Source organism: Pigmentiphaga sp. GD03639, assembly GCF_029845405.1.
Lineage (GTDB): Bacteria > Pseudomonadota > Gammaproteobacteria > Burkholderiales > Burkholderiaceae_B > Pigmentiphaga > Pigmentiphaga daeguensis.
Genome location: NZ_JAOCLR010000051.1, coordinates 1 through 25,112 on the forward strand (window position 1 = coordinate 1; position 25,112 = coordinate 25,112).

18 protein-coding genes are annotated in these 25,112 nt (G+C 56.3%); 7 read left to right on the forward strand and 11 right to left on the reverse strand.

Annotated features, from left to right (window positions below; all coding sequences use genetic code 11):
- The 8 genes from N5K27_RS27985 to N5K27_RS28020 all read right to left on the reverse strand — a co-directional run.
- A partial coding sequence (locus N5K27_RS27985) for a type IV secretory system conjugative DNA transfer family protein (RefSeq protein WP_279820832.1) occupies positions 1-564 on the reverse strand: 564 nt, incomplete at its 3' end.
- A gap of 338 nt (positions 565-902) precedes the next feature.
- Positions 903-1,814: a LysR substrate-binding domain-containing protein gene (locus N5K27_RS27990; protein WP_087838515.1), complete on the reverse strand. Its 912-nt coding sequence runs from the start codon at positions 1,812-1,814 to the stop codon at positions 903-905.
- A gap of 131 nt (positions 1,815-1,945) precedes the next feature.
- A complete protein-coding gene (locus N5K27_RS27995) occupies positions 1,946-3,616 on the reverse strand; it encodes a phosphoethanolamine--lipid A transferase (protein ID WP_087838514.1) in 1,671 nt (556 codons plus the stop codon).
- Positions 3,617-4,437: 821 nt separating this feature from the next.
- On the reverse strand, positions 4,438-6,120 hold the full coding sequence (locus N5K27_RS28000; RefSeq protein ID WP_279820835.1) for a tetratricopeptide repeat protein: 1,683 nt from the start codon (positions 6,118-6,120) through the stop codon (positions 4,438-4,440).
- A gap of 65 nt (positions 6,121-6,185) precedes the next feature.
- The gene (locus tag N5K27_RS28005) at positions 6,186-6,476 is read right to left on the reverse strand and encodes a hypothetical protein (protein WP_087837685.1); all 291 of its coding nucleotides are present in this window, start codon (positions 6,474-6,476) and stop codon (positions 6,186-6,188) included.
- Positions 6,477-6,671: 195 nt separating this feature from the next.
- Positions 6,672-9,143, reverse strand: coding sequence for a heavy metal translocating P-type ATPase (locus N5K27_RS28010; protein WP_087837684.1), 2,472 nt, complete (start codon positions 9,141-9,143; stop codon positions 6,672-6,674).
- A complete protein-coding gene (locus N5K27_RS28015) occupies positions 9,133-9,735 on the reverse strand; it encodes a cation transporter (protein ID WP_087837683.1) in 603 nt (200 codons plus the stop codon). The genes N5K27_RS28010 and N5K27_RS28015 overlap by 11 nt, the downstream gene beginning before the upstream one ends.
- Before the next feature lie 12 nt (positions 9,736-9,747).
- On the reverse strand, positions 9,748-10,497 hold the full coding sequence (locus tag N5K27_RS28020) for an HAD-IIB family hydrolase (RefSeq protein WP_087837682.1): 750 nt from the start codon (positions 10,495-10,497) through the stop codon (positions 9,748-9,750).
- Positions 10,498-11,831: 1,334 nt separating this feature from the next.
- Here N5K27_RS28020 and N5K27_RS28025 point away from each other — a divergent pair.
- The 7 genes from N5K27_RS28025 (at position 11,832) to N5K27_RS28055 (ending at position 22,522) form a co-directional block, all read left to right on the forward strand.
- The gene (locus N5K27_RS28025; RefSeq protein ID WP_087778984.1) at positions 11,832-13,076 is read left to right on the forward strand and encodes a TolC family protein; all 1,245 of its coding nucleotides are present in this window, start codon (positions 11,832-11,834) and stop codon (positions 13,074-13,076) included.
- Between the two features lie 9 nt (positions 13,077-13,085).
- Positions 13,086-14,285, forward strand: a complete 1,200-nt coding sequence (locus N5K27_RS28030) for an efflux RND transporter periplasmic adaptor subunit (RefSeq protein WP_087778982.1) — start codon at positions 13,086-13,088, stop codon at positions 14,283-14,285.
- 53 nt (positions 14,286-14,338) lie between these two features.
- On the forward strand, positions 14,339-17,503 hold the full coding sequence (locus N5K27_RS28035; protein ID WP_087778980.1) for a CusA/CzcA family heavy metal efflux RND transporter: 3,165 nt from the start codon (positions 14,339-14,341) through the stop codon (positions 17,501-17,503).
- A 452-nt stretch (positions 17,504-17,955) separates the two neighbouring features.
- Positions 17,956-19,053 carry a glycosyltransferase family 2 protein gene (locus N5K27_RS28040; RefSeq protein ID WP_233146026.1) on the forward strand — a complete coding sequence of 366 codons (1,098 nt, stop codon included), beginning with the start codon at positions 17,956-17,958 and terminating at the stop codon, positions 19,051-19,053.
- 71 nt (positions 19,054-19,124) lie between these two features.
- Complete coding sequence (locus N5K27_RS28045; protein ID WP_254914564.1) at positions 19,125-20,549, forward strand: glycosyltransferase family 39 protein; 1,425 nt, start codon at positions 19,125-19,127, stop codon at positions 20,547-20,549.
- A 1-nt stretch (position 20,550) separates the two neighbouring features.
- A complete protein-coding gene (locus N5K27_RS28050; protein WP_087778971.1) occupies positions 20,551-21,246 on the forward strand; it encodes a response regulator transcription factor in 696 nt (231 codons plus the stop codon).
- A gap of 1 nt (position 21,247) precedes the next feature.
- Positions 21,248-22,522, forward strand: a complete 1,275-nt coding sequence (locus N5K27_RS28055; RefSeq protein WP_087778969.1) for a HAMP domain-containing sensor histidine kinase — start codon at positions 21,248-21,250, stop codon at positions 22,520-22,522.
- 22 nt (positions 22,523-22,544) lie between these two features.
- Here N5K27_RS28055 and N5K27_RS28060 read toward each other — a convergent pair whose 3' ends face one another.
- From N5K27_RS28060 to N5K27_RS28070, 3 genes are all read right to left on the reverse strand, one after another.
- Positions 22,545-23,891 (reverse strand): heavy metal sensor histidine kinase, encoded by a 1,347-nt coding sequence (locus N5K27_RS28060; RefSeq protein WP_087841603.1) that lies wholly within the window; start codon positions 23,889-23,891, stop codon positions 22,545-22,547.
- Positions 23,875-24,570, reverse strand: a complete 696-nt coding sequence (locus tag N5K27_RS28065) for a heavy metal response regulator transcription factor (RefSeq protein ID WP_087778965.1) — start codon at positions 24,568-24,570, stop codon at positions 23,875-23,877. Before N5K27_RS28065 ends, N5K27_RS28060 begins: the two co-directional genes overlap by 17 nt.
- Before the next feature lie 287 nt (positions 24,571-24,857).
- The coding region (locus tag N5K27_RS28070) for a porin (RefSeq protein ID WP_279820844.1) at positions 24,858-25,112 on the reverse strand (255 nt) is incomplete at its 5' end.

Below are 25,112 nucleotides of genomic sequence, written 5' to 3' on the forward strand. Positions count from 1 at the left end.
CGTCAAGGCCCAGTTTTCCCCTTTGATGTCGTGCACGACCACGGACTGTGGCCAGGACAGGAGCGTGGGCACCACCAGCCCGACGCCTTTGCCACTGCGGGTGGGCGCAATGGCCATGACGTGCTCGGGGCCGTCATGGCGCAGGTAGGCCGGCGCCTTGCCGTCCAGTCTGCCGAGAAAGACGCCGGCCGGGCGCAGCAGGCCCGCCTGTTCGATATCTTCAGCCGTGGCCCACCTTGCCGATCCGTAGGTGGTCACGCGCCGGGCCTGCCGTGCCCGCCAGACCGATATGGCAATGGCCATGCCGATCGGCAGGATACCGCCCAGCGCGGCCAGCGCGCCCCCACGCATGAAGATCTCGGGCGCGTAGGCATCGAAGGCGTACCACCACAGGAAAAGATCCCACGGGTGGTAGACCGGCACATCGCCTAACGTGAACCACGGCAAACCGAGCTGGCTCTGATAGCCCAACGCGCCAGCCGTCCATTGCGTAGCGCCCCACAGGCACGCCAGCGCCGTGGCGAGCACTGCGATGATCTGTCCAAACAACACGCCGGTCGGCATACGGTCCTCCTTCCAGGTCGGTCCGTCCCGCGTCCGCCTTCGCGGCACGCAAGCGTGTCGGGGCAGGCACGCGGAAACGTGCCGCCAGTCTGGAAGCGAAGGCGCATCATGCAAACCGGGCCGGGCGTAGCGTGGCGTAGTCGCCAGCCTCGGCTGGGTTCAGTCTCGGCGCACGGCGGATCGCACACGGGTGTCGGGCGTGCTGTGTGCGAGCGAAGGCGCGGCCTGGAGCGAAACTGGGCGCAGGCCGGCGTGCCGTGTCATGGTCTTGTCACAAGCATCGACAGACCATGCCAGGGTGTCAAATCAAACTGGGAAAGACGGCGTTGTGTTGCAGGTCATACAGCGTCTGTATGGACCTCCGCCACGCTGCGGCCCAGCGCCACGAACCGCGCCATCGAGGCACGAAGGTCATCATGGCGGGCCGCTTTGGTGGCCGCGAAGATGGTCAGCCGGGCATCGGGATCGACCACGGGCACCATCGCCACGTCCGGGCGCTGCAGCGTCCGGGCATGGTTGGCATCCAGAAACCCGACCCCGCAGCCCGCGCCGACCTTGACGATGAACCCCGCCAGACTATCGACCGGCTCGGCCAGAATCGGCGTAATGCCCCGCGCCTGCAGCAACGGCTCGATCTGCGCACGCGGGCCGGGTTTGAAGCGCGCGTGACAGAAGATCAGTGGACAGGCGGCCGCATCGGCCAACGTCAACGTCTCGGCCTGCGACAGCGGATGCTCGGTGGATACGGCTGCCACGATCGGATCGCTCCAGAGCGGTTCGATCGTTAGGCCTTCTTCCTGGGCCACGCCGAACGAAAGCCCAAGGTCGATACGCTCGATCAGCAGGGCCTCATGCTGCTGGAAAGACGGGAGCTCGGTGATGCGCAACTGGACATCGGTACTCGTCTCTCGCCAGCGCTGGAACAGCTCGGACAGCCGGGGTTGCGCCATACCTTCGGCCAAGCCGACGCGCAGTACGGTGGGCTCGCCCCCGATCTGCGCGACGGTGCGACGCGCCCGCTCGATGGCGGTCAATATTTCGCGGGCTTGGTCGCGCAAGGCCTCGCCGGCTGGTGTCAGGCTCGTGCCGCCTTGCCGAGAGCGGATGAATAGCGGTACTCCTAACTCCTCTTCCAGTTGCGTAATGCTGCGGGACAGTGGCGACTGCTCGATATGAGCACGTGCCGCAGCTCTTCCAAAATGCAGCTCCTCAGCTAAAGCCAAGAAGTATCTTATATGGCGAATTTCCATTCCGTCAGTTACGCTTAATGGCGCGCTCTATTTTTTGCACCGCAAAGACCATCTCACGGAGAGCGCTGGATATTATGGAGTCGCTGCCTTTGCGCAAGCGCTGACTAGGCAAGCAGACAAAGGCGATGCCATCATTGCCGACGGCAAGCTGCTAACAGATCAAACTTTGGTTCGTATGCAGTCGCTTTGACGTCGAACAGTCCGAGCAATGTTGACGGCAGGTCATCGTGAGAGCGCGGCGTCTTTGTCGTGCGGCGCAAGCAAGATATATCGACGGCTAGAGTGTGCGACAGTGGCTCGGATAGCCACATCACCAAGGGCACACGCTTTTGCACATCTGGTGCAAGAACATAGGGCAAGCCGTGCAGATATACATTGCTCTCGCCGAGAGATTCGCCATGGTCAGATATGAAAAGGAGCCCAGTTTCATGACTGCTGATCTGCCCCAGGAGGTCGATCGCTTTGGAAACCACATAGTCTGCATAGGCAACACCGTTGTCGTAGGCGTTGACTAAAGCAGACGTTGTGCAAAGGCCAAGGTTTACGTCTGTACACACAGGAGCCCAGCGCATAAAGGTGGGCGGATAACGTAGTGAATAGGCCGGTCCGTGATTCCCCATCATGTGAAGCACGATGAGTATGTCGCCATTATTGGACTGAATTTTCTTGGCTAGGCCGTCAAGCAGATGTTCATCGAAACATTGAGTTTTTCGGCAATCAGGTAGAGCCTCGTTCAGCGATTCGAAGGGCAGGCCTTCGCAAACTCCCTTGCAACCAGCTTGATTGTCACGCCAGAGTGTAGTCACCCCCACCCTATTAAGCACGTGCAAGACCGATTCGGTAGCTCTGATTTGCCGCTCGTCGTAGTTCCTACGGCCACGGAATGAGAACATGCAGGGCAAGGATACCGCAGTGCTCGTCCCGCAGCTCTCTACATCTTCGAAGTTGATGACTTGACGTTGCGAGAGACTAGGTGTGGTCTGCCGTCTATATCCATTCAACCCCCAGTTCGCGGCCCTTATCGTTTCTCCTACTATCACGACGAATGCCTTTGGTTTGTACGGTACAGAAGGGGTAATGCGAATAGCGTCTGGCGCAGCTACAAGCTTAGGCGAATTTCCGCTGGGCTGGGCCTCGGTCAACACTCGTGCTGCGGAGGTGAGATAGTTTGCAGGCGTTACGAGATAGCGCAGTTCCTTTTGCTCACGAAACAAGGGAACTAAGTCACCTGCAGCGTTCCACAAGGCGCCAGTCGCTATCAAGATACTAAGCACGATGCAAACGCTCCGCCGGATCACTGCATGGCGATACCCGAATCGCTTCACAGGTAAGAGAATCAGAGCGGCGCTGGGTAGGGCGCCGAACACAAACACGTGCCAAAGCAAGCTATCGTTAGAGACCAGTTCTCTAGTCTCTGCGACGTTCGTTTCGAATACGTTCTGCAGCATCCCCTTATCCAGGTACACGCCATATGCATGCATGAGATATGCCGCTGCCGACGTGGTGATGCACAGAACGGGGAGTACGAACTTCGCTGCGGATCTGGGCACGAATAGCAGCAACAGTGACCACTGCGTTGCAATAAGGATCGTTGCAACGTTGACAAGGAGCCAAGGCAGTTCGTCGGGAGCACGGCCACTATGGCGGACGACCGCCTGCCAGAAGCTCGTGTTTGCCGAAAGCGCAAACCAAATACTTACCGCTAAAAGAAGAAGCTCGATAGATATCGGTGGAATACGCCACCGTAAAGGTGCGCGCGCCTCTCCCTTGCTCCAGAGCAATGGGAACAGTCTGAGTTTCATGGGTCGTGCCTATTCGTTGGTAGCTCGCATGTGGCTTCGGTCAAAGCCACGATATGCACGAGTCAGTTCTCGGTATGCCTACTCGCCGAAAGACTTCTGCTGCGCAGGACGAATGCACGCGCCGCCGTCGAAGGCGACACGCACATAGCGGGGGGAGGTACTGCTGAATAGGCGCGAGGTCTATGTAGACTGCTAGAGCGTCCCGATGGGACGGCTATCGATCACGCGATTCAGCTCGCTAGCCAACAGACCATTGCGGTCGATCTGGACTAGGAGCGATTGTTGATTGGTAGTGCTGAGAGACGGCGCCAAACTTGACGCGGCGGGGAAGGATTTGGGCATCCGTATCGAACTGAGGCATGATGGCTAGTAAGCCAAAAGCGTGGCATACCTCGCACGAATGGTGTACGGCCTTGGTCTTAGATGTATGTCCCTGTGAAAGGTGTATATCTACATGGTGGCCGGGGTGGCCTCTTTCGGGTCCTGCGGAGCCATGGTTGCAGTAGCCAACGCTTGCGCCGAGTATGCAGCGCACGAGAAGCGCTACGAGGATGATCGCAGTTGTAACGATCATCCGTCGGCGATTAAGGCCCCGCCTTCGGGGTGTTGGCGCAGAACGCCGCTCAGTGGCGCCGTACATCACTGCAGGGTCTCCAGCACACTACTGCGATAAACATCCTGCTATGGTAACCCAGCCAGTAGGCGCTGCAGTAGAGAGGACGGCTCCTTCTGAAAAGCGCAGGTCGTCCCCACCTGCGTGTAGGCCGCTGTGTGGCTGTTGAAGATAATGAAGCGGGTCTCTGACGAAGTAGATTCTTGCTCTACGTCGCGTTTGCCGCGATCTGCCTGCTAGGCTGCTTGAGCTTTTCCAGGACGAACCAAGGACAATTGCGATTGTGCGTACCCAGTACCGTTGCCACATCTCCTCGTTGCAACATCGTCGGTTCCGAAAAGAGATAGACCGATCGCGTCCAGCTCGCCGCGGCTGCACGATTGTCGGGGGCATTTTCGAAGGTGCTTTTGTCGTCCAAATAGACGCGAATCCACTGGAGGATGCCAACGCATTTCCCATCGCGCGTGGCCGATATTTCTATGGATTTCGTCTGCCCCGCCCAAGCTGTCTGCCTTCGGAAGTCGAATGAAAACGCTTCTACCGGATCGCTGAGCAACTGAGGAGTAAGGTCTTCACGGGCTAGCGGCTGTCGCTTTGGAATGATCGAGTTGAAGGGGCGCAGATCGAAGTCGCAGACATCGCCAACAAATAGGTTGTCGCAAAGGGAGTCTCCGCCCACCAATGCAATCATGATACTGGCGGCTTGCGGGATGATTTTGGTCGTAGGCGCCAAGATTCGTCGTTTGGCATCTTCAATGGCGCCGAGAACATGTTCACCGAGCAGTTCGCTCGAGAATACTTCAGAGACGAACACATCTGGCGAACGCGGAAGTTGGTCTCCAATGTGGATGTCACTGGAGTGCACTGGCACGACATGGATCTTCGAGGTGTAACCATTGCGTTTGATGACCTCAATTGCTGTCTCAGCGATAGTCGCATCCGCTTCGCAGGTGACTACTGTTTCTGCGCCGAGTTTGGCCGCCATCATGGCGAGCAGACCAGACCCTGTACCGATCTCGAAAACTACGGATCCGGGAGTAACGGCGCGGCTCAATGCGGCTTGGTACGCTTCGTTGCGCCCAACGTCGTTCATCATTGGAACGTGCCAAAGCGGAACCGTACGCATTGCTATGTCGGCTAGCGCGCGATGGGCAGGAATGAATGTCGGCGAGATAGTCAAAGCCGCTTGGTAATGCAGCCGGGCCTCTTCAATGTGGCCCGTCTGCTCCATTAGCATGCCTAGGTTGTGATGGGCTTGAACGTCGTCCGCTTGGTAGCTTAGTGCTGTCGAGTACGAAACAATAGCTTCGTCGATACGGTCTTGAAGCTGCAATAGTCGCGCGAAGTTGTGGTGGGCGATACCGAGGTTGGGAGCTAGGGAGATCGCGGTACGAAGACTATTTTCCGCCTCTTGATACCTAGCTATCTGCTGTTGCGCCAGCCCAAGATTACTCCAGAGGATGGCAGACTCCGGAGCCAGCGCGATCGCATTGGAGTAGCTTTGTATCGCGTCTTCGAACCGAGCCAGGGAGCTAAACGCACTGCCGAGGTTTGCGTGGGCCTGCGCAAGCGTGAGGTCTGCGGCGAGTGCGGCTTCATATAGCTTTATAGCTTCGGCGAAATGTCCTTTGCCGTGCAGGCTAACGGCACGATTGAAATGCTCCCGTGCAACGGTACTGCGATGGAAGCCTAAGCTGTTCGGAATACAGCATTGCTTGTATTTCTTCCCGCTACCGCAAGGGCACGGGGCATTTCGACCTGTCGCCTGCATACTCGCCATCATGCTTGATGAAGCAATAGACGATACCGTTCGGGGGATAACGCCTCGCTTGCTGCAGGATGACAAATTTGTAATTTTCCAGGCAGAAGGTCTGCCATCAATGCGCTGCACGGGGCGAGGCTCCGACTGGCGAGGCGCTATCTCGCCGGACCTTTGCGCCCCACGATGCTTGTGCTTTAGTTTGCATAGAGCTCTTGCATGCGGCGCTTCTCGTCCACGCTCATGTTGCGCAGTTCCTCGCGGACTTGGTCCCTGGTCTTGCCTTGCGGCAATGTCTCTTGCCCTCGTTCACTGTTCGGCATCTGAGGCTGGTTGCTCAGCCCTGCACGGCGCGGTTGTGCATCGTGGTTCGCCGCAAAGAAGAATCGCTCTTGATATATATCATCATGATAAGGCGACTCGGCGAGCGTGACACTGGGAACTGCGATGACGAGCGTGGCGAAGAGGGCAGCTAGCGAGCGGTTCATGAGGAAACTCCTGTAGTAGTGATCTGCAGGAGTTACTCTAGACTTGAGGCGCCTACACGCTGCTGGCCGGATGATGACAGTTTTGCAATCTAACGGCCGCGAGCAGTTCCTGAACGGAGGAATCATCGATCTCCCCGTTGACTCGCACGGGGAGATCGATGAGCTAGCCGCTATGGGCGTTCCTACCGGGAATACTTAAGTGTTTCGATAAGCGAGAAGACGTAGGGCGTTGATGACGACCAGGAGTGTAGATCCCTCGTGCACGGCTACTGCAGGCCCAATCCCCAGGCCGAGGATGGTAGATGGTACGAGGATTGCGACGATGCCGAGACTCACAAAGACATTTTGACGAATGATTGATTTTGTGTGCCGACTGAGTCCTACGGCGAACGGCAGCTGTCTTAGGTTGTCGGACATGAGAGCGATATCCGCAGTTTCCAGGGCAACATCAGAGCCTGCCGCACCCATGGCGATCCCGACTGTGGCGTTGGCCATCGCAGGCGCATCGTTGACGCCGTCACCTACCATTGCGACTTTGGTCTGTTGGCGAAGCTTGCGGATGGCCTCGACCTTGTCTTCAGGCATCAGGTCGCCCCATGCTTCGTCCAGGCCAACATCTTTCGCCACGGCTTGAGCGACGTTCGCATGATCACCTGAGATCATGATCATGCGCGTAATGCCAAGCTCCCGTAGTCGCTCCAGTGTTTCCCGAGCCCCTTCGCGTGGCGTATCCAGAAGTCCGATGGCGCCAAGATCGCGATTGCCTCTACGGACCGCCATGCTTGTTCTACCCGCATCTCGCAATTGCCTGATCGCCGCTTGGGTGGAGGTACTCAGGGGTGGAACGTCTTGAGTGCCGAACATTTCGGCTTTGCCTATCAGGACTTTGTCGCCGTCGAGCTCGGCAGCAACGCCGCGGCCAATCAAATTCTCGAGGCTGCTAGCGGTAGGAATGGCGCGGCCGCCAAGACGCTCACGACCGTCGCGAGCAATGGCCGCGGCCAAGGGATGGTCGCTCAGAGATTCGACAGCGACAGCAACGGTCAGTAACTCCTCTTCACTGATGTCCTCTGCGGACAAAACGTCGGTGATTCGCGGCCGTCCTTCGGTCAGCGTTCCGGTCTTGTCGAACGCCATGGCATTGAGTGAACCCAGTTCTTCGAGAGGCGCACCGCCTTTGATCAAGACTCCCCCCCGGGCTGCGCGGGCGATGCCAGAAAGTACCGCGCTGGGGGTAGCAATAGCGAGCGCGCAAGGGCTCGCAGCAACAAGCACCGCCATTGCACGATAGAAGCTGTCGCGGAAAGGCTCGTCGATGACCACCCAAGCAAACAGCAGCGCAAAGGCCAACAACAGGACCGCTGGGACGAAAATCCGCTCGAACTTGTCAGTGAAGCGCTGTGTAGGAGACTTTCTTGTTTCGGCTTCGCTGACCATCTTAACGACACGCGCGAGGGCTGAGTCGGTCGACTTTCGGGTGACCTCGATCTCGATCGCTCCACCTCCGTTAATTGTGCCAGCGAAGACTCGCGATGCTGCATCAACCGTGTCGGGTTTGGACCGCGCAAGTCCTGCGTCGGCGACAGCGCGCTTGTCGACGGGAATGCTCTCGCCGGTGACGGGAGCTTGGTTGACACTGGAGTTGCCCTTCAACACAAAGCCGTCGGCGGGAAGCCTCTCGTTCGGTCGCACCAAGACGGTATCGCCGACAACCAAGTCCTCGACTTTGATTTCTTCGGTTTGGCCGTTGCGTCGGACGATGGCCGTATCGGGGGCCAGTTCAGCCAGAGCTTCGATCGCCCGCTTAGCTCGTCCCATTGCATAGTGTTCGAGGGCATGCCCCAAGCTGAAAAGGAATAGCAGCAGCGCGCCTTCTGCCCATGACCCAAGAGCTGCTGCGCCGGCCGCAGCCACCAGCATTAGTGTGTCGATCTCGAAACGCTTTAGTCGAAGATTGTCGACGGCTTCGCGCAGAGTGAAGAAGCCGCCAAAAAAATAGGCGAGGATATAGCAAGCTAGAGGGAGCCATGATGGAGCATCACCGATGAGCTTCTCAATGGCAACGCCGGCGCCCATCAGTACGCCGCAGGTCAGAGCGAAGATCATCTCTGTATTTGCGCCGAGGAGGCCGCCATGAGCATGAGTGTGTTCAGCCCCTTTCTCGTCGGAGGCGTGCTGATGGCCGGCAGATCCGTGCTCCGTTGTGGCACTAGACGGTCTGCGTGCTGGAGCAACTCCCAATGTGGCCATCACCTCAAGAATATGCTGCTCGGACGTTTTCTCGCGATCAAACTCAACGTGAACTTGCCCGGTCGAGCTGGCGGAGGCTTCGACTACTCCGGCAATCGCGCGCACACGCTCTGACACCGTATTGGCACGCCGCTGATGGCTTATACCCTCGACCTGCCAGAGAGCGTGCCCAAATCGAGCGCTGATCTCGGCTCCCGCTACTTGCGCGAGTTCTCGAATGCGAGCCAGAGGCACGATGGCCGGATCGTAGTGGATGCATAGCTTGGCCGGCGAAGAATTCTCGGCGGCTAGGACGTGCACCCTATCTACACCAAGCTTGGTGCTGAGCGTCGAGACGAGCCGACTAACGCACGCATCGGTCGAATCTGGCACTTCTGGCAGCACGACGGGTATGTCAAGCTCAAGCTTATCGGTCATCGGGGGGAGTCCTTATCATCTTGTTTTCATTTCGGGCGTCTCGCAAGATTTCGATGCCACCCTTGATCGCAATAAAAGCTGTGGCGAGCCCCACCACTAGGTCTGGCCAGTTGCTACCGAGCCACAGCACCATCAACCCTGCGATGAGAATGCCGCCATTGGAAACGAAGTCGTTGAAGCTGAAAGTGGTCGCGGCGCGCAAGTTGACGTCTGGCTCCTTCAGGCGCTGGAGCAGCCGCAGGCAGACATAATTCACGGCGCCAGCGACCGCCGACATGACCATCATCGTGAGACCGATTGGATCACTACCCTCGACGTAGCGCCGGCCTACATCGAGTACGATGCCTCCTGCGAAAATCAGCAGCATCACGCCTGATGCGCCCGCAGCATGTGTCTTCCAATTCTTGCCACGGCCCAGTGCGAGCAGACTTAGCGCATAGACGACCATGTCTGACAGATTGTCGACGCCGTTAGCGATTAGCGCGCTCGAATCTGCGAGCACGCCAGTTGCGAAGAACCCTGTGGCGATGGCCGCATTCAGTAGAAGCACGATCCAGAGCGTGCGTCGTTCGGTGGATAAGGTTTCGTTCATGTAGACCGTCTCTCACCGCTTCAGGCAAGCGATGATTGCCGCTATGACGGACGCCGTTTCAGCCACATCGCGCACCCTCACCGTATCCAATCCGATCTCGGTCGCGGGATAGTCGTTGCCGCCTGGATAAAGCGCGTCGCCGAGGAATAGCATCTCATCGAGCGGCACGCCACTTTCCGCGCTTAACCGTTTCAGACCGTAGCCTTTGTCGACGCCGGGTCGAGTGACATCGATCGACGTGGTGCCGCCCAGGGTGATTGATAGGCCGGGCAGTGCCGCACGCAATGTCTTCTGGAGTTGGGTGCGCCTGGTGCGATCAGGGTCCCACCGTTCTTTTTCCTTTAGAGGCGCATCTTGGCCGAGGCCAGAAAAGGTGATCTGGCTTCCGCGATCCTCGATTCGCTCTCCCCAAATGTGCTTATCGACAAGTTTCGCCTCTGCTAACGCCCGATCGAATGCTATTCGGATTTTCGTCTTCTCTATATCGTCGAATAGTTCGGCGTAGATGGCCTGCCACGCATCGTCGACGAATCGATAGAGCTTGGTGCCGGTGGTTGGCATAAGCCATAGCCGCGAGCGCGCTGTATTGTCGGGCAGACGTGAGGCAACCTGTTTGTCGAATTGCGGCCAGTCTCCGCCCGAGATTACGGCAACCTCGGCAACGCTAAGCAGACGCGAAAGTAGCGCAGCCATTTCGGTTGAGAGTGGCTGCTTGCTCTCGGTGAGTGTTCCATCGAGGTCGAAGGCGATCAATTGCTTCATGCCGTCTTTCCTGTTGGGGCGCTATGCGTCAGCGGCCTGAGCGCATAGACGGCGCAGAGCAACTGATCTTTCTGCCGGCACGAGCACTTCCGAACGCTGGTAGTCAAATTTCGCTCGGACTGCATCTGACGAGGAGTTGTCCTGTGCCACACTGATAAATGAGGAAGGTGCATCCCCGACCTTATCGGCGCCGTGTGCGAAGTAAGTTTTCCTGATGTCAACCAGAGACTGCATCTTATGCGCTGAGAGCTGCACACGCGTATCAGTCCGATCTGCAACTTTTGGCATGTTCACTGGAATCTCAAAGACCGCTGTATGGCGTGGGCTGTACTTCAGCGAGTATTTCATCTCAGTATAGGAGAACGAGCGACGTTTGATGCCGCTTTGATATTTGCATCCAAACATGAATTCGGTTTAAGGACCGGGGACGGCACCTAACGACAGCTATAGACTTCTTTCGCACATTGCCAGAGAGGTTCTTACCTTGCGGACTTGGGCTGAGTGCGGGACTGACGATCAGTGGCAGTGCTAGCTTGTTCAGAAGCCGGCAAGCTGGACTTGTAGGGATCTCACGCTCAGCTCGACCCCAGCGATATGTTCATCCTACGAACGCGCGTCCCGCGAGCGGATCGGTTTAGCAGTCCGTTGATATGGTGCGGACTTCTTGCCGGCGCTATGCCGGTATTCGAGCGCGGGCAGCTGCTACTCTTACAAGCTTTCTTCGTTCCAACGAGGTGCGATGCCCACCTGAAGCACAACAGACATAAAATTATTCTTGACCATGAAGTCACTTCAGGGTTCTAAATGACGGTCGGTTGTGCAATAGCTCGCCGGGCTCGCAAGTGGTGCGGCGCAAGAGATAACAAAATTGTCAGTAACTTGTTGGTCAATGGCATCGTAGACATCCAGTAAACTTCAGCAATGCGTCGACTCTTCGTCATCCTTCTGATCGTGCTTGTGCCGTTCCAGGCTAGCTGGGGGGCATCAGCGCGGTATTGCGAGCACGAGTCGGAGCAGGCAGTGTCGAGCCACTTCGGGCATCACAAACACATTCACATGGGTGAAGATTCGGGCAAGAGCGACGCCGGATGGTCCCATGCTGATTGCATGGCTTGTCATCTGGTCGCTAGCCATGCTGTCTTCTCTGCAGTTGCGTTCGTTGCGGCGAGTTCAGCGGCGTTTGTGCTGAGTGGTCTACCGCACTGGTCGCCCTTACCCAGCCCTGTTTTTCAACCTGAACGGCCTCAGTGGCGCGTCTCGCCTAGTTAGTCGGCGAGACCGTAACATCCTTCCTGTCTCGCCGAATTTCCAGATTTCGTTTCAGGTGAAATTCGATGCGATTCCTTGTATTGTGGTTGGCGCTGCTCGCCAATCTCATGGTGCCCGCATGGGCACAACCTTTCTCCAGCCTACCGTCGACTCAGGGAATTGAGCCTGCCGCTCCATTGACCCTGGATGCCGCACTGGCCTTGAGCGCCAACAACAATGCTGCGTTGCAGGCAGCGGCTAAGGAGGTCGATGCGCTGGATGGCAGCATCACCCAGGCGGGGTTGATACCCAACCCCGAGCTTTCCGTTAGCACGGAAGACACGCGGCGGGAGACGCGGACAACCGCCGCGCAAATCGGTATTCCGATCGAGCTGGGAGGCAAGCGGACGGCCCGCGTTGTTGCTGCCCAGCGAGCCCAGAGCGTCGCAGTGGCGAACTTGACTCTGGCCCGAGCCAACGTGCGCGCGGCGACGGTCGCCGCATTTTTCGAGGTACTCATTGCACAAGAGAGCGTAGAGCTGGCGCAAGCCTCTTTGGGTGTCGCGAAGAAGGCTACGGATATTGCTCGCCGTCGAGTAGCTTCAGGCAAAGTGCCTCCACTAGAAGAAACCCGCGCCCAGGTCGAGCAGGGCAATGCCGAGCTTGCGTTGACCGATGCCAGTACCCGTTTAGAGGGAGCACGTCGGTCCCTGGCGATGCTCTGGGGCAATAGCGATCCAGTTTTTTTGCGCGCGATTGGTGACCTCGAACAACTGCCCGACCGTGGTCCGGTAGATGCGATGCTACGTGATCTTGGTGCCTCACCGGAACTGGTGGTTGGGCGGCTGGAAATCGAGCGCCGTCAGGCTGTTGTCGATGTGGAGCGCTCCAAGCAATATCCGGACATAACGATTTCTGCCGGTAGCCAGCGCAACAACGAGCTGGGTAGGAATCAGACCCTGATCGGCATTTCGATTCCACTACCGCTCTTCAATAGAAACCAAGGCAATCTTTACGAGGCCAAGGTTCGCGCTGACCAAGCACAAGATCAGTACCGTTCGATCGAGATCACGATGCGAAATGAGTTGTCGCAGGCAGCGCTACGCCTGTCTCAGGCCCGGGCTGCAGCTCAGATGCTGCGCACGACCTTGCTTCCTGGAGCCCAGCAGGCGTACGACGTGGCGACAAAGGGGTTTGAAGCGGGCAAATTCGGCTTTATTGATGTGCTTGATGCTCAGCGGACGCTTTTTCAATCACGCATTCGCTATCTGACCACATTGGCTGATTCCTATCAGGCCGCCATTGTCATCGATCGGGTTCTCGGTCGCTAAGGAAGGTATATGTCGATTACTAAGAAGCAGGCTATCGTCGCGGCAGCCCTCGTTGCGGCCGGCGCCTTTGCCATGTTCGGAATTCTCTATCAGCCTGGTTCGCATGACGACGGCGATGGTCATGGTCATGGCCAGGAAAGTGATAACGGTACCCGCACTACCGAAGAAGGGCATGATGATGAAGGCGTAATCAAGCTCACGGCCGAGCAGACGGCTCAAAGCGATATTCGAGTTTCTATTGCAGGTCCCGGCACAATCACTCCGTCTACGCGCTTCCCCGGGGAAATCCGGTTCAATGCAGATCGGTTGGCACACGTGGTGCCGCGGGTAGCAGGCATTGTCGAAGCCGTCTCTGCCGATCTGGGGCAAACAGTCAAAGGCGGGCAGGTACTAGCGATGATCGCCAGTACGAGCTTGTCTGATCTGCGAAGCGAGTTGACGGCTGCACAGCGGCGGGCGGAGCTGGCCGATCAGACATTCAAGCGCGAAGAACGGCTGTGGAACGAGAAGGTGTCTGCTGAGCAAGAGTTTCTTCAGGCCAAAACCGCAAGAGAGGAAGCAAACATTGCTGTGCAGAATGCGCGTCAGAAGCTGGCGGCTGTTGGAGCTGGGCCGGTAGCTTCCGGACTCAACCAGTACGCGTTGCGGGCACCTTTCGAGGGTGTGATCATCGCCAAGCATATGACATTGGGCGAAGCCGTCACCGAGACCGAGCAGGCGTTCACGATCGCAGATCTACGTACGGTCTGGGCGGAGTTCATCGTTGCGCCCAAAGACCTTCCTGTGGTTAGCGTCGGAGAAAAGGTTCGAATCTCGACAAGTGCGTTCTCGCAGACCACCGAGGGAACCGTGGACTATGTGGGACCCCTGATCGGCGATCAGACCCGAACGGCCACCGCGAGAGTCACGTTACAGAACCCGGGGGCGTTGTGGCGCCCTGGGCTGTTCATTACGGCCGAAGTCATGGCAAAGCCTCAACCGGTGGCTATTGCCGTACCCGCGTCTGCGATTCAAACGGTAGATAACTCAAGCACGATTTTCCTGGTTGTTCCTGAGGGCTTCAAGGCTCAGAAGGTTCAGGTGGGACGCTCGGATGGTGTCTCCGTCGAAGTGACTGGCGGTCTCGCACCTGGGCAGCGCTACGCAGCCACCAATACTTTCACGTTGAAGGCGGAGCTCGGCAAGAGTGAGGCGGAACATGCTCACTGAACTTGACCGAGATGGCTCGCATCGCACGCATCTAGGCTCTCGCAGGAAAAATCATGTTTGAGAAACTAATTCGCTTTGCCATCGAGCAACGATGGTTGATCATGCTCGCCGTTATTGGGCTCATCGGCATCGGGGCTTATAACTACACGAGACTGTCCATAGATGCGGTGCCCGATATCACCAACGTGCAGGTGCAGATCAACACGGCTGCGCCTGGATATTCACCGTTGGAGACCGAGCAGCGCATTACCTTTCCCGTAGAAACGGCTATGGCGGGGTTGCCGGATCTAGAACAGACGCGTTCGCTATCACGTTATGGTTTGTCCCAGGTCACGGTGATTTTCAAGGACGGAACCGACATTTACTTCGCGCGTCAGTTGGTCAACCAACGCATCCAGGAGGCTGCGGCATCTCTGCCTGCCGGCATTACGCCGACTATGGGGCCGATATCGACTGGGCTGGGCGAGATCTACATGTGGACCGTAGAGGCGGAGCCTGGTGCAAAGAAGCCTGATGGATCCGAGTACACCCTTACTGATCTACGCGAAATTCAAGACTGGATTATCCGTCCGCAACTGCGCACGGTGCCGGGCGTCACCGAGGTCAACACGATCGGCGGCTATGATAAGGAGTATGTCGTCTCCCCCAACCTGGAGCGGCTTGCCGCTTACGGTTTGACCTTGGCTGACGTCGTGGCTGCGCTGGAGAACAACAACGTCAATGTTGGTGCTGGGTACATCGAGCGGGGTGGCGAACAGTACTTGGTTCGTGCCCCTGGTCAGGTAGGCTCGATTGAAGATATCGCCAACATCATCGTCAGTAGCGCGGGAGGGCAACCGATCCGGGTTAGAGATCTGGCGGAAGTCGGTATCGGCAAAGAGTTGCGGACAGGGGCGGCGACCGAAAATGGGCGTGAAGTCGTTCTGGGAACCGTGTTCATGCTGATCGGCGAAAACAGCCGTTCGGTCGCCCAAGCCGTAGATGTACGTCTGGCTAGTATCAACAAGACATTGCCGCCCGGTGTAAAAGCAATCACGGTCTATGATCGGACCAACCTTGTCGACAAGGCCATCGCAACCGTCAAGAAGAATTTGGTCGAAGGGGCTGCCCTCGTCATCGTCGTACTGTTCTTGTTCTTGGGCAACATTCGAGCGGCGCTGATCACTGCGATGATCATTCCCTTATCGATGTTGTTCACTTTCACCGGCATGGTTACCTATAAAGTCAGTGCCAACCTTATGAGCTTGGGGGCGCTAGATTTCGGGATCATTGTGGATGGAGCGGTAGTGATTGTCGAAAACTGCGTGCGCCGGCTGGCGCACGCTCAAGCCAGCCAGGGACGGCTGTTGACAAGGGAGGAGAGATTCGGCGAGGTCTTCGAGGCCGCACGCGAGGCCCGTCGGCCTCTGATCTACGGGCAGTTGATCATCATGATCGTGTACCTACCGATCTTCGCGCTGAGCGGCGTAGAAGGAAAGATGTTCCATCCCATGGCTATCACCGTGGTGTTGGCCCTATTGGGAGCGATGATCCTGTCGATCACCTTTGTACCTGCTGCGGTCGCACTTGTCTTGAACAAGAAGGTGGAGGAGAAAGAGAATCGCTTGATGTCGTGGGCACGCCGTGGATATGAGCCAATGTTGGCTTGGACCCAGGCCAATCCTTTGATCGTACTCGTGTTTGCTGGCGTCGCAGTCGTCCTTTCGATGGCCTTGACCACGAGACTGGGCGCGGAATTCATTCCCAACCTGAACGAAGGGGACATCGCCGTCCAGGCGTTGCGTGTTCCTGGCACAAGCCTTTCGCAATCCGTCGCCATGCAGCAGCTCCTGGAGAAGAATATCAAGAAGGTACCTGAGGTGGATCGGGTATTCGCGCGCGTGGGTACGGCAGAGGTGGCTGCAGATCCGATGCCGCCCAATATCGCGGATACCTACATCATCATGAAGCCGCTTGCTGATTGGCCGAAGCCGAGGCGGTCTCACGAGGAAGTGCTCGCCGCAATCCAGGAAATTGTTGAACAGGTGCCTGGTAATAACTACGAGTTCACGCAGCCGATCCAGATGCGATTCAATGAACTCATTTCGGGTGTGCGTTCGGACGTCGCAGTCAAGATTTTCGGCGATGACATGGCACAACTTGAGCGTTCGGCTGCGGAAGTGGTCGGCGTTCTATCCAAGATCGCGGGTTCCGAGTCGGTCAAGGCGGAGCAGACCACGGGCCTTCCCATGCTGACCATATCTGTCGACAGACAGAAGGCAGCACGATATGGGGTCAGCATGGCTGAGGTTCAGGAGACGATCGCCACCGCCGTGGGTGGACGCGAAGCAGGTATCTTCTACCAAGGTGATCGTCGATTCGACGTACTGGTGCGCCTGCCGGACGATGTTCGGAGCGACATCGAGAGTCTCAAGCGCCTTCCTGTCGCCCTTCCTAGAAGTGGAGATGCACGGACGGCCTTCGTTCCTCTTTCGGAGGTGGCTTCTTTCGATCTTGCTCCTGGCCCCAACCAGATCAGCCGCGAGAATGGCAAGCGCAGGATTGTAGTTAGCGCGAATGTCCGCGGGAGGGATCTTACATCGTTTGTGACTGAAGCCGAGCAGCGGATCGACGAAGCAGTCACGTTGCCTGCCGGCTACTGGTCTACATGGGGGGGAACGTTCGAACAACTGCAATCCGCGACAGCGAGACTACAGATCGTGGTACCTGTCGCGCTGCTGCTCGTTTTTGTTTTGCTTTTTGCGATGTTTGGTAATGTCAGAGACGGACTGATCGTTTTTACTGGCATTCCCTTCGCGTTGACGGGGGGCATTCTTGCCCTGTGGCTGCGTGGAATTCCGCTGTCGATATCGGCCGCCGTCGGCTTCATCGCGCTTTCGGGTGTGGCCGTGCTCAACGGTCTCGTCATGTTGTCCTTTATCCGATCCCTGCGTTCAGAAGGGGCAACGCTTCAGGAAGCTGTTCGGACGGGGGCGTTGACGCGATTGCGTCCAGTGTTGATGACAGCCCTAGTGGCCTCGCTCGGCTTTATTCCCATGGCGCTGGCCACAGGCACTGGCGCGGAGGTTCAGCGGCCGCTCGCTACGGTAGTAATCGGAGGCATTATCTCGTCGACTGCTCTTACGCTACTCGTTCTTCCGCTCTTGTATCGTTTGGTCCACCGAAAGGAGTCTGATGATGAGAGCAGCGTTCTGCCACAGCAAGACGTAGCTGTTTAGCCTACTTGGACGGACTGACGCCCCGACGATCAAGTCGGGGCGCTCTCATAGAGCAGAGCTGCTTCACACGGAGCAAATCAACTTTGACGAATTCTTGATTATCCGTTGATCAAGGCTTGGGGTAGCTCTCGCTACACTCCACCGCATCCGGACATCTCTGAAGGAGATTCTCTGCTGAGAACTTGGATCTGCGTTTATTCTCGTTTGGCGAGTAGCTATCTGGTTGGAGCAGTTGCGGCCACAGGTATGCACTGGCTGACGATGTTTGTATTGATCGTTTGCTCTGTCAGCCCCGTGGTTGCAACCTCCATTGGTGCGATCACGGGCGCCTTTGTCAACTTTGTATGGCAGCGCACGATAACTTTTCCTAGCTCCAGGACAGCGTTTTTACATGCACTACCTTACGCTTTACTAGTGTGTGCCGGCTGGTCGCTTAATTCAACGATTTTCAAATGGGTATTCGACAATTTGTCTACGAATGTTGCTTCAGCACAACTGCTGACCACCGCGCTCGTAGCCGTCTTCAATTTTTTTATGACAAGGCGGATTTTTCGCTCATGAGTGGCGCACTCTTGCCGCATTTCCCATCGGCACCGCTTGTAGTGACCGTCATCATCCCGGTGTTCAACGAATTAGCCGTGCTACCCGTCTGTTTGGCCCGGCTCAGGAATGTATTGGACTCGCTCTCGCTTTCGTATGAATTGCTATTCATCGATGACGGTAGCACTGATGGCACGTCCCTATACCTCGATCGCGTTGCGAGCGACATGGATGCTGTGCGTGTCATTCATCTGTCGAGAAATTTTGGAAAAGAGGCGGCGATGACAGCGGGACTTGACTATGCCCGAGGGGATGCCGTCATCATCCTCGATGCAGATATGCAAGATCCGCCAGAGCTGATTCCAGACATGATTCATGCTTGGCGAGCGGGCTCGGACGTTGTAGTAATGCGTCGACGGACCCGAGTGGGAGATACATGGATGAAACGTGTCTCGGCACATCTCTACTATCGAATCTTGAATCGGTTGAGCGAGGTCGCAATACCGCCGGACACCGGCGACTTTCGGCTGCTGAGCAGGCGAGCCGTTGCCGCGATGAGAAGCATGACGGAACGCAGTCGATACATGAAAGGACTCTTCGCGTGGATCGGCATGCCCACCACGACGATTCTCTATGATCGAGCACCGCGTGCGGCCGGCAAAAGCAAATGGGGGTTGGCTAATCTGGCGAAGCTTGGCTTTGATGGTATCACCTCGTTCTCGCTCAGCCCACTTCGCATAGCTTCCATTGCCGGAGCCATCATTCTGATTATAGGTTCGGTGCTTGGCCTCTTCGTCATAGCTCGTGCTTTGCTTTATGGTGAGTCGATATCTGTTCCGCTTGCGTTCGTTGCGCTGTTGGCATTCCTGTCCGGCTTGCAGCTCTCGACTATCGGGGTGCTAGGTACATATGTGGGACGAATTCATACGGAAATCAAACAGCGGCCGGTTTATCTGATACAGGGCATAGTCGAGCGGGCGCATATGCCGGCGCAGCAACGTCAGCACTGATTCGAATGGCATCTAACACTCGACTGATAGTCCTCCTGCTTGGTGCAGTGATCGGTGTTCGCGTTGTCGCGATGTACCTAGTGCCTTTCATTGATACATCGGAGCCCCGATACGCAGAAATAGCCCGTCTCATGATCGAAACGGATAACTGGGTGACACCTTGGTTCTCGCCAGGCGTGCCATTTTGGGGAAAGCCGCCATTGTCATTCTGGGCCCAAGCTGCGAGCTTTCGTCTATTTGGCGTAAATGAGATCGCAGGGCGGTTGCCATCCTTGATGGTCGCATCAGCAACTATCGCGCTAGCGTTCGCATATTTGCGTACGGTCCGGGATCTAGCTAGCGCGCAATTGACGGCATGGATTCTTGCCACGTCTTTACTCGCGTTTGTTGGCGCCGGCGCCGTGTTGACCGATCCTTTTCTAGCATTAGGAACCACGCTGAGTATGGTGTCGTTCAGATTGGCTGTGCTTAATCAGAGCCAAGCCTGGGGTTACGGCTTCTTTCTCGGTATTGTTATCGGCCTCTTGGCAAAGGGGCCTCTGGCCGCCGTCCTAATCGTTGGGCCAATATTGATCTGGCTGTGCTTGTCGCGGATGCATTGGAGCTCGTTGCGCAGCTTGCCGTGGTTAAGGGGGGGGCTGCTAACTGCGCTTTTGGTTCTGCCGTGGTACGGTATGGCGGAAATTCGAACCCCTGGCTTTCTCCAATACTTCATCATCGGCGAACATTTACTGCGATTCCTGGAGCCAGGTTGGCAGGGGGACCTGTACGGTTCGGCCCATCTCAAGCCGTTTGGCGCCATATGGTGGAATTGGGGGGTGGCTGCATTCCCATGGAGTTTGGTACTACTGGTGGCTCTGCTCGAGGCGGTGTTCAGACGCTCCACTTTCGCCGATATACCTATGCTTGTGCGCGACGATGAAGTGAAATACATGGCGTCGTGGGCGGTGTTTCCCATGTTCTTTTTTTCATTCGCTCATAACATCCTGTGGACATATGTACTACCTGGGTTACCTGCCTTCGCCATGCTCAGCGCCCTGTATATTCGCAGGAGGGGATGGTCTATCAAGAACAAGGGTGTTGTAGTTGCGGGCGCACTCGTGCCACTGATATGCCTCGTGCTCACCGGCGTGGTAAGTGATTGGCCTGATCGGGTGAAGTCAGAGCGATCGCTGATTCGTTATGCCCAGAGCCGCGGTGCTGGTACCGATGCGCGCCTTATCTACGTGGACGCAATGCCATTCTCAGCAAGATTTTACTCAGCAGGCAAAGCCGAGCAGGTAGCGTTGCGCGATCTCTTCGCAATACTGGCCTCCTCTGATCAACCGGTCAACGTGGCAGTCCCGAAGCTAGTCTTCAAAGAGTTCACTCGAATGATTCCTTCTGGCTGGAAGCTTGCGTATGAGAACAAACGCTATTTCCTCGTCGTGGTTTCGACAGCTGACATTCCAGAGTCATCCTCAAGACTCGTGCACCTCACCGCCCGCGCAGTATGATATGGACCGTTTGATCCGGGTTCTCATCGTCGAAGATCAATTGCAGTTGGCCGAAAATATTATGGAATATTTGGGCGAACAGCGTTATGCGCTCGACTTTGCTTATGATGGCTTGACAGCTCTACATCTGCTCGGCGTCAATCAGTATGACGTCATCATTTTGGATGTGATGTTGCCCGCCTTGTCGGGGATTGAGCTTTGTCGAAAGGTCCGCGGTGAGTTGGGATCCTCCACTCCTATTATTCTGGTAACTGCTCGGTCCGAAGTAGAGGACAAGATGGAAGGGTTTGAGAGTGGAGCCGACGACTACTTGGTGAAGCCGTTTGATCTGCGTGAACTCAAGGCCCGCATTGAGGCGCTGCATCGACGGTCTTCAGTCAGGAAAAAAACGATTCGCGCAGGGGTGCTTGGCTTTGATCAAGGAACGCTGACATTATCGGTAGAAGGTGGGCCGAGTGTCGAACTGGGATCGAGCGGAGCCGTGATTTTCGAGACCCTAATCAAGCGTTATCCAAGCTTCGTGAGCTATGAGGAGCTTATGGCAGAACTTTCGGTCAAAGATCGAGAAGTCGATGCTCATACATTGCGGACCCATATATACAACTTGCGGCGTCTGCTAAAGATAACCGTAAATGCTGACTTAATCAGAACAATAAGAGGGCGGGGCTACAGGCTAATTCAACCTGACGAAGAGTGAAATGACCCGGTCGATATCAACTCGGATTCAGTGGCTGGTTGCCTCCGTGTCGGGCTTCTGCCTGGCCGCCGTCGTGCTAGTGTCAATGATGGCTCATGAAGGTATTGAGCGAGCCATGTTGCGTACGGATATGCGGCAGATTCGAGAGGCGCTCGTTGGTGCGGTGACAACGGGTGCCCCGATGCAATGGTCATCGCCAGGGATGATGGCCCTCTATGTCCCGACGGAGTCACTAAGCCAGATCGAGCTCCCCGAGCTATTTCAAGGTCGGAAGGCACCCTTTTCAGACGACGTCTTTTTTAACGAAAAGACGTTCCTCGTCGCTATTACACCGGTGGAAGGTGGTACGTTCTATTTGGCCAGAGACATCACTCTCTTCGAGAACGAGATTGTCCTCCTTGAGCGAGGAGTGTGGGGCACGAGCTTTCTGGTTCTGATCGTGGCGTTCTTCCTGGCCAGAGTCGGGGGGCTGCGGCTTGTACGACCGATTCGCTCGCTCGCGCTGATGATTGATAGGACCCGGCCCAGCGAAACAATTGACAGAGTGCCCACAGAGTTTCACGATTCAGCGCTGAATTCCATTGCGGAGAATTTCAATATTTTTCTGCGGGAACTTGAAGCGTATATCGCTAGGGAGCGAACGCTTTTGCGATTGGCCAGTCATGAGTTGCGTACGCCGATTGCTGTGGTAACCGGGGCGTTGAATGTCATGAGAGACAGAGGGGGGTTAGGGGAAGCAGACTTGAAGACGCTGACACGCGCGCAACGGGCTGCTCAAGAGATGGCAGGTAACCTCGAAGTGGTTCTAAAGATGGGACGTAAGCAGGAGATCCCTACTAGAGAAGAGCGTTTTCATGTCGTCGAATTGTTGACCGAAGCGCTTGCCGATCTAGCGAATGTAGATGCTAGTACTTCTCGCATTTCCGTAGTCAAGCGACGTGATACCGTCACGTTCGCTGATCGATCTTTGGCGAAGATGCTCTTGGTCAACATTCTTCAGAATGCCTTGCGGCATACCGTGGGGCTCATCGCCGTGGTGGTGGAGAGAGACTATCTTGAAGTGTGCGATCAGGGCGGCGGGCTCGATGATGCCGGCTTTGACCTGTTGACTACATTGAGTAAAGACGACCCATGGAATAGGCGAAAGTCGTCAGGGCTGGGTCTGGTCGTGGTAAGCATTCTAGCGGAACGGTTGGCATGGCCTATTCGTGCGTCCAGGAGCGAGGGGGGCGGCACCGCTGTACGCATAGACTACTCCGAGAGCACTTACCCGTGAGCGGCGCTTCCTTATTCGATCTCTAGAGAAGTTTGGGAGAGTTGGCATGCGTGGGCAGGCGAAGCCCGATGCGCGTCGTTGTCTCGGAGGAGTGAGCGAATGCTTGGCCTCCATGCATCCTGGCGATCGCTGCGACGATCGAGAGACCAAGCCCGTGATTGCGCCGATGGTTGCTGTGATTTTCAGCGATTCGGTAAAAGCGTTGAAAGATGCGATCCAACTGCTCTGGGGGAATTGGGCTCCCCGTGTTCTCTACCTCGATCACGGTGTTCGTTCCTTCGCGCAACAACCGTAGCAGAATGACGCTGCCTTTGGTCGCATGACGTGCGGCGTTCTCGACCAGATTCGAGATGGCCCTTCTTAGCAGGGAGATGTCATATTCGCCCGCGGCATCACCTTCTGTCGTGATTCTGAGGTCCGCTTCTTCTAAAGTTTCCTCGTAATAGACGAGTACGTTGCGGAGTTCGTTCAAAAGACTGCTCGTCTGACTTTTTCTTGCCTCTTCACCTCGGTCAGCCTGAGCGAGGAAGAGCATGTCACTGATGATTGTCGTCATGCGGCCTAGCTCTTCGAGATTGGATTCGAGGGCGTCGCGCAGTGCTTGTTGGTCTGCAGAACTGATCAGCGCAAGCTCGCTATTCGCAGTCATGTTCGCCAATGGCGTACGAAGCTCATGTGCAACATCGGCATTGAACCCCTTTTGTTGCTCATACGCTTGGTCCAGCCGGTGTAAGAGTGCGTTAAACTGTTCTACGAGGGGCTGGAGCTCTACAGGTTGTAAAGAACCGTCCAACTGCGTATGGATCCGGCTGGTCGGGATTGCCTTGACTTGTCGCACCAAGTGCCCGACCGGCGCCAAGCCGCATCGCACCAAAAAGAATCCACATGTCGAGACGATGGACGCTCCGCCCAATGCGACGATGAATAAGGTCAAAGCGAGATGCCGAAGCAACTGGTCATCTCTCTGTGTAGACAGCGTAAGGATAGCCGTCGTTCGAGCTTGGTCGTCGCTACCTGTGGCGAGCATAAACTGATAGGTACGTCTAGATCCTCCTATCGAGGACTTGCTCGCATATGTAGGTACATCCGCTGCGGTTTTTAGAGTCAGCGAAATGTCCGCGCGGCCACCGAACAGGTCGTCGAGCTTGTGGTTGAAGAGATCTGCTTCGTGGGCGCGGGAGTGCTCCGCAGCCAGATGTTCCACAAGTTTTTTATATTGCAGAAGTTGGCTGGTTTGTCGATCGTCCAACTGGACGGCCGTTGCAATATAGACGATAGCACTGACCAAAGCCAAACCGCAGAACGTTAGTAAGGCCAAGCGGAAAGAAAGCTCTTTACCGAGTGAGCGTACCTTACTTGGGGGGGGCATCACGATCTTCGAGAATGTAGCCTACGCCACGTATTGTGTGTAACAAGGGCTTGGGAAAAGGTGTGTCGAGCTTGAGTCTCAGTCTGCGTATCGCTACTTCGACAACGTTCGTCTCGGTATCGAAGTTGATGTTCCACACGTGTTCGGCAATGAAGGTTCTCGTGAGCGCTCTGCCAGGATGTTCTAGGAACAGCTTGAGCAGTGAAAACTCCTTGGGACTCAAGTCCAGCACTTCGTCGCCTCGCCGGGCTCGGTGCTTGACCAAATCCACCTCAAGGTCAGCCATTTTGAACATGGTCTGGGGTGCGTCGGCCGATTCCGATCCGCCGCGGCGCAGCAGTGCTTCTACGCGGGCTATGAGTTCGGAAAACGAAAAGGGCTTGGTGAGGTAATCATCGGCACCAGCACGTAAACCGCGCACGCGATCATCAACATCGCTCTTAGCGGTTAGCATCAAAACAGGAGTTTTGCGCGTCCTACGGAGTACCTGCAATATGGAGAATCCGTCCACGCCTGGCAACATCCAGTCGAGCAAAATCAAATCATAGTCAAACTCGACAGCCAGATGCAATCCGTCCAACCCGGTGTGAGCCACGTCGACTTGATATCCCTCTTCCTGGAGGCCACGGGCAAGGTAGGCCGCCAACTTTCTTTCGTCTTCAACAACTAGCAGCTTCATCGCTGATTTTACAGGAAGTCAATATAACTATGGGGTGGGCGCTTGTTCCAGAATTAGAGCGATTCGTGCGCCAGGAGTAATCGAGGAGAGCTTCGCCTTGCTTGGCTGAGGCAAAACGCCAGCCTGTGCCTATATATATCATGTCTGTCGGGCGCGTGCGTTTGGTGTCGAGGGCTACCATGCGTGTTAGTTGGCTCTGATCGGAGGTAGAGACCCAGCCGACTCGATCTTGAGAGATCGGGCGAGAGCGAGTGGCTGAGGTCAAAAAATTACATTGCGCCTAAACGCTAGAAGCGATGTTGTAGACCAAGTGCAAACTGCCGACCGCTGAAATTACGAGACTCGGTGAAGTTTCGATAGTCGGTGCTAGTGAAGAACGAGTATAGGTCCGTGCGCTTGGACAGATTGTATTGATACCCCAAGGCCCATTGTTTAACCTCAGACTTCGTTGCCGTTTGATATGAGCCGAGCAGCTTGCCTTTACGCAGCGGTGCTGAGAACCCCAACGTCCAAGCCGTATCGTCATTGCGGGTGGGGGTAAC

Bases quoted from the DNA above. Each gene is read 5' to 3' on its own strand.
- N5K27_RS27990 (WP_087838515.1), bottom strand. From the start codon at position 1,814: ATGGAAATTCGCCATATAAGATACTTCTTGGCTTTAGCTGAGGAGCTG.
- N5K27_RS27995 (WP_087838514.1), bottom strand. From the start codon at position 3,616: ATGAAACTCAGACTGTTCCCATTGCTCTGGAGCAAGGGAGAGGCGCGC.
- N5K27_RS28005 (WP_087837685.1), bottom strand. From the start codon at position 6,476: ATGAACCGCTCGCTAGCTGCCCTCTTCGCCACGCTCGTCATCGCAGTT.
- N5K27_RS28010 (WP_087837684.1), bottom strand. From the start codon at position 9,143: ATGACCGATAAGCTTGAGCTTGACATACCCGTCGTGCTGCCAGAAGTG.
- N5K27_RS28015 (WP_087837683.1), bottom strand. From the start codon at position 9,735: ATGAACGAAACCTTATCCACCGAACGACGCACGCTCTGGATCGTGCTT.
- N5K27_RS28020 (WP_087837682.1), bottom strand. From the start codon at position 10,497: ATGAAGCAATTGATCGCCTTCGACCTCGATGGAACACTCACCGAGAGC.
- N5K27_RS28025 (WP_087778984.1), top strand. From the start codon at position 11,832: ATGCGATTCCTTGTATTGTGGTTGGCGCTGCTCGCCAATCTCATGGTG.
- N5K27_RS28030 (WP_087778982.1), top strand. From the start codon at position 13,086: ATGTCGATTACTAAGAAGCAGGCTATCGTCGCGGCAGCCCTCGTTGCG.
- N5K27_RS28035 (WP_087778980.1), top strand. From the start codon at position 14,339: ATGTTTGAGAAACTAATTCGCTTTGCCATCGAGCAACGATGGTTGATC.
- N5K27_RS28040 (WP_233146026.1), top strand. From the start codon at position 17,956: ATGGGTATTCGACAATTTGTCTACGAATGTTGCTTCAGCACAACTGCT.
- N5K27_RS28045 (WP_254914564.1), top strand. From the start codon at position 19,125: ATGTACCTAGTGCCTTTCATTGATACATCGGAGCCCCGATACGCAGAA.
- N5K27_RS28050 (WP_087778971.1), top strand. From the start codon at position 20,551: ATGGACCGTTTGATCCGGGTTCTCATCGTCGAAGATCAATTGCAGTTG.
- N5K27_RS28055 (WP_087778969.1), top strand. From the start codon at position 21,248: ATGACCCGGTCGATATCAACTCGGATTCAGTGGCTGGTTGCCTCCGTG.
- N5K27_RS28060 (WP_087841603.1), bottom strand. From the start codon at position 23,891: ATGCCCCCCCCAAGTAAGGTACGCTCACTCGGTAAAGAGCTTTCTTTC.
- N5K27_RS28065 (WP_087778965.1), bottom strand. From the start codon at position 24,570: ATGAAGCTGCTAGTTGTTGAAGACGAAAGAAAGTTGGCGGCCTACCTT.